3 protein-coding genes and 1 pseudogene are annotated in these 3,604 nt (G+C 64.0%); all 4 read left to right on the top strand.

Translation table 11 applies throughout. The annotated features are described in order from the left end of the window. Nucleotides 1-208 precede the first annotated feature (208 nt). The gene (locus EOD15_RS30775; protein WP_127317925.1) at nucleotides 209-1,783 is read left to right on the top strand and encodes a trimethylamine methyltransferase family protein; all 1,575 of its coding nucleotides are present in this window, start codon (nucleotides 209-211) and stop codon (nucleotides 1,781-1,783) included. 89 nt (nucleotides 1,784-1,872) lie between these two features. Then, nucleotides 1,873-2,568 carry a 4Fe-4S dicluster domain-containing protein gene (locus EOD15_RS30770; RefSeq protein ID WP_127317927.1) on the top strand — a complete coding sequence of 232 codons (696 nt, stop codon included), beginning with the start codon at nucleotides 1,873-1,875 and terminating at the stop codon, nucleotides 2,566-2,568. 98 nt (nucleotides 2,569-2,666) lie between these two features. Further along, a complete protein-coding gene (locus tag EOD15_RS30765) occupies nucleotides 2,667-3,344 on the top strand; it encodes a FadR/GntR family transcriptional regulator (protein ID WP_127317929.1) in 678 nt (225 codons plus the stop codon). Beyond that, nucleotides 3,341-3,604: pseudogene (locus EOD15_RS30760) on the top strand (cyanate transporter); the annotation flags it as partial. The gene EOD15_RS30765 and the pseudogene EOD15_RS30760, both read left to right, overlap by 4 nt.

The raw sequence follows: 3,604 nt of genomic DNA, 5'->3' as shown, positions 1-3,604 counted from the left end.
AACCCGCTGAGGGCATGTATCCATAGCTGATTTGCGACTTCCCGCAAAAGGAAAGCGACCGTAACTCTCTTGGAATTCTTGTCGATTTTGCGACAGGCGTTGGCGCTGGCGGGCCGTTTCGAATAGGGTGCATGGCTACGATCTGGCAAGAAGCGGCGAGGCAGCCGCTATGGATTCCAGACAAGAACAGTTTCAGGGAAGAACCACCATGAGCGAACACGCGGCAGTCGATCAGGAAGCGTCAAACGCGCGACGTGGGCGTGGCGCCAGTGGCGGGGCAGCAGCCCGGCGGGCAGCACGTTCGGGCGGTGGCCCGGGTACGCAGCTCACCTACATCAAACGCAAGATCAACGTTTACGAGGTGCTGGACGAGGAAGGCCTGGCGCTGATCGAGAAGAACACCGACACGGTGCTCGAGGAAATCGGCATCATCTTCCGTGATGACGCGGAAGCGTTGCAACTGTGGAAAGAGGCCGGCGCCGACGTCAAGGGCGAGCGCGTGCACTTTCCGAAGGGTCTGTGCCGTTCGCTGCTCAAGACCGCGCCGTCCGTCTACACCCAACATGCGCGCAATTCCGAGCGCTCGGTGCAGATCGGCGGCAATGCCACCGTCTTTGCGCCGGTCTACGGTCCGCCCTTCGTGCGTGACCTCGATGGCGTCAGGCGTTATGCGACGATCGAGGATTTCCAGAATTTCGTGAAGCTCGCCTATATGGCGCCGTCGATCCACCATTCGGGCGGCACTGTGTGCGAGCCCGTCGACGTGCCGGTCAACAAGCGCCACCTCGACATGATCTACAGCCACATCAAATATTCCGACAAGCCGTTCATGGGCTCGGTGACCGCGCCGGAGCGCGCCGAAGACACCGTCGCCATGGCCAAGATCGTGTTCGGTGACGATTTCGTCGAGAACAACACGGTGCTGACCAGCCTGATCAACGCCAACTCGCCGATGGTGTTCGACGAGACCATGCTCGGCGCGCTGAAAGTCTATGCGCGCCACAACCAGGCCTGCATCGTCACGCCGTTCATCCTTGCCGGCGCGATGAGCCCGGTGACGGTGGCCGGCACGCTGACGCAGGTCCTGGCCGAAGTGCTGGCCGGCGCCTCGTTCACGCAGCTGATCCGGCCGGGCGCGCCGGTGCTGTTCGGCACCTTCGCTTCGTCGATCTCGATGCAGTCGGGCGCGCCGACCTTCGGCACGCCGGAGCCGTCGCTGGTGTCTTATGGCGCCGCACAGCTGGCGCGCCGTCTCGGCCTGCCATTCCGCACCGGCGGCTCGCTCTGCGCGTCGAAGGTTCCGGATGCTCAGGCGGCCTATGAAAGCGCCAACACGCTGAACTCGACCATCCTGGCCGGCACCAATTTCGTGCTGCATTCGGCTGGCTGGCTCGAGGGCGGGCTGGCGTCCTGCTATGAAAAATTCATGATGGACATCGACCAGCTCGGCATGACGCAGAAATTCTCAGAGGGCGTCGACCTGTCGGAAAACGGCCAGGCGATGGACGCCATCCGCCAGGTCGGCCCCGGCAGCCACTATCTCGGCTGCGACCACACCCAGGCCAATTTCCAGACCGCCTTCTACCGCTCCAACATCGCCGACAACAATTCCTACGAGCAGTGGCTGGCCGAAGGCGAGAAGACAGCGCCGCAGCGCGCCAACGAGCTTGCCCGCCGCTGGCTGGAAACCTACGAGGCGCCGCATCTCGATCCGAGCATCGACGAAGCGTTGAAGGACTTCATCGCCAAGAAGAAGGGGTCGATGCCCGACGCCTTCACTTGAAAGGAGCCCGAATCAGGCGGGGCTAAAGTCGCCAACATCATCCACAAGGAAGTCTGGCGGAGCGCGTTCTCCGATCCGGACAAGAAGGGATGATTGCGCCCGCCGGCAGCGTTGACGGCATTGCTGCGGCGCTTCACGCTAACGGCCTTGTTCTTCGCGGCGGCTTCAATTTTACGCCGGGCGATGCGTCGACAACAGGACCGTCGGGCGGGGCGGCAGCGGCCGTCCTGCTGGTAGGGCAGGCGGGTGCGGCACCCTTGCCGCATTTCCTGCGTTGGTGGGAGCAACAGCCCCAGGCAATCGCCAATCCGCTTGACACATGGTCGCGCGAAGTGATCGGCTCCGTGGCGGAGACATTCAGGGCGCGAGCCGTTTCACCTTCCGACACGCCCTATCTGCCGTTCCAGCAATGGGCGATGCGGGCGGAGGGGCTGAAGCCGTCGCCGCTCGGCATCCTCATGCATCCGCACTATGGGCTCTGGCACGCCTATCGCGGTGCGCTGCTGTTCGACGACGAGCTTCCGATTCAAGCCGGCGAAGCGGCGCCTCACCTTTGCGATAGCTGCGTCGAGAAACCCTGCCTGAAATCCTGCCCGGTCGACGCCTATTCCGCGCAAGGATTCGCTTATCAATCCTGCCTGGCGCATGTGCGGGGAGCGAGTGGCGAGCCGTGCCGCAACGGCGGCTGCCTTGACCGCAATGCGTGCCCCTATGGCACGGAGTATCGCTATCCGCCGGAGGTTCAGGCCTTCCACATGGCGAGCTTCGCACGAGCCACCAACTGATCCATTCCCATTGCGGTGCTCGTTGGCTTCCGAGCATCTTGACGGCAGTTAGGAGCCTGCCTATTCATCAAGTCATCTGATGACCTGATGAAAGACCGATGCAACCCGCCACCAGAACCAATCTCACCGACAGCGCCACCAGCAGCCTGCGTGCCGAGATCGTCAGCGGCCGCTGGAGCGTCGGCGAGCGTATTCCCAATGAGGCAGCTCTGACCGACCTTCTGTCGGTCAGCCGCGGCACGGTGCGCGAGGCGGTGCGGGTGCTGGTCTCGCAGGGATTGCTGGATACGCGCCAGGGGTCGGGCACCTATGTGCGCTCTGCCGTCGATACCTCTGCCGCGCTCGACCGGGTCAAGCGCAGCGGCCTGCGCGATCAGTGGGAGGCGCGGGCGGCGCTGGATCTCGAGGCCGCGAGGCTCGCCGCCTTGCGTCACACGCCAGCCGACCTCGAGCGGATGCGGCAATTGCTTGCCGCGCGCGGCACTGTCGCCGAAGGCGGAAGCGAAGCCTTCATCCGTCGCGATCTCGCCTTCCACAAATCCGTCGTCGCGGCGTCCGGCAACAGGGCGATGATGGAGCTCTACGACTTCTTCACCGCCGCCATTACCGAGACCATCCATGCCACCATCGACGGCGATCTGCCCGAACCGGACCACCAGGCGCATGCGGCAATCGTCGAAGCCATTGCCGCGAGCGATCCCGAGCGGGCCGTTGCCGCCGTCCGAGCCTTCATGGCGCCGGTGCTTGCCCAACTTGAAAGACTGCTTTCGCAATGAACCAGAGTTTTCGTCAGCCTGACCCGAAGGCCGAGGTCATGGACGGTCTGGAACTCATCGATGCCGAGGCCGACAGCCTGCCCGTGCCGCAGCCGCCTGAACTGCGCAGCCGTGCGGCGCGCATTGTGCTTGGCGCGAGCCTTGTGCTGATCGCCTTCAACCTGCGGCCGCTGTTTTCGAGCCTGTCGGTGCTGTTGCCCGAGGTGATGCAGGCAACCGGGCTGTCGACGACGGGCGCCGGCCTGCGGACGACGCTGTCG

Origin of the sequence: Mesorhizobium sp. M7A.T.Ca.US.000.02.2.1, assembly GCF_003996995.1 — a bacterium.
GTDB lineage: Bacteria > Pseudomonadota > Alphaproteobacteria > Rhizobiales > Rhizobiaceae > Mesorhizobium.
This window is presented reverse-complemented; position numbering and strand designations above follow the sequence as displayed.